2 protein-coding genes are annotated in these 1,119 nt (G+C 65.7%); both read left to right on the plus strand.

Annotated elements, in window-relative coordinates:
* A partial coding sequence (locus tag AC559T_RS13740) for a response regulator transcription factor (protein ID WP_498868931.1) occupies nt 1-244 on the plus strand: 244 nt, incomplete at its 5' end.
* 241 nt (nt 245-485) lie between these two features.
* Entirely contained in the window at nt 486-968 is a 483-nt protein-coding gene (locus tag AC559T_RS13745) for a DUF6326 family protein (RefSeq protein WP_498868932.1), read from the plus strand.
* Nucleotides 969-1,119: the final 151 nt, after the last annotated feature.

A 1,119-nucleotide genomic window follows, 5' to 3' on the forward strand; every position in this document is an offset into this window, starting at 1 on the left:
GACCCTTGCCGCGGGGGCCTCATCGAAACGCCGTACCCAACCTATCGAGCCGCTCACCCAACGCGAGGAGGAGGTGCTGAAACTGGTCGCTGTCGGCCGCACGAACGCGGAGATCGCCGCCGAGCTGTTCATCAGCTTGACGACCGCCAAGACCCACGTCGCGAGCCTGCTGACCAAGATCGGCGCCCGGAACAGGGTCGAGATCGCGATGTGGGCCTACGACACCGGCCGGGTGGGGCACTGAACCGAACCTGACGTACATGCACGACGACTGGTCCCGGCCGGGGGCGACCGAGGCCCACAACGAGCGCAGCGCCTTCGTCACCTTCTGTCCAGTGTAGGGACAGCGCGGCAGCGGCGGATCAGCCGAAAGCACGAGAGAGAGACCATCTCATCGGCCAGGCGAACTCCGGCCTCCGGGCCGGTGTGCCCGCCGCCGGGCTCAGCGATCGTGGACGTACCGATCCTCACCAACGACGGAGCCCATGATGAGAACGCGTCAACCCACCACCACACTGGAGGACCAGCCGATCCCGGTGAGAGCCAAGCTCGCCGCGGCGTGGACCAGCTTCATGTTCCTGTGCGCCTACGTGGACGTTCTCAACTTCTTCACGCCCGGCGTCATCGAAGACATCCTCGACGGCAAGGTCTTCGAGTTCGACCTCTCCCAGACCTTTTCGACCACGGCGCTGACCCTCATGGCCATCCCGATCCTCATGGTCGTGCTGTCGATGACGCTGCCCGCCCGGGCAACCCGCATCACGAACCTCATCGTGGCCTCGCTCTACGTTCCCGTCACGGCATTCAACGCGGTGGGCGAGTCCTGGCTGTACTTCTACGGCCTTGGCATCGTACTGGAACTGATCCTACTCGCCCTCATCGTGCGGTACGCCTGGACCTGGCCCCGCACCGCACCGTCGGCGACCAGCCCGGACCGTGAAACCGTTCGCGCCCAGCAGCAAGCGTGAACCCAAGAACGGTCCCCGTCCTGTTCGGAGCCATCTGCCTCGGTGCCGCGGTGTGGGCCTCTCGTGGCGGTGGGACACCAACTACCACCACTGGGACGTCGCGTAGGGGCCTTCCAAGGCCACTACCGGCAGGTCAGGTTGAGGTGCCCTG

Source organism: Frankia sp. Hr75.2 (assembly GCF_949319125.1).
Classification (GTDB): domain Bacteria; phylum Actinomycetota; class Actinomycetes; order Frankiales; family Frankiaceae; genus Parafrankia; species Parafrankia soli.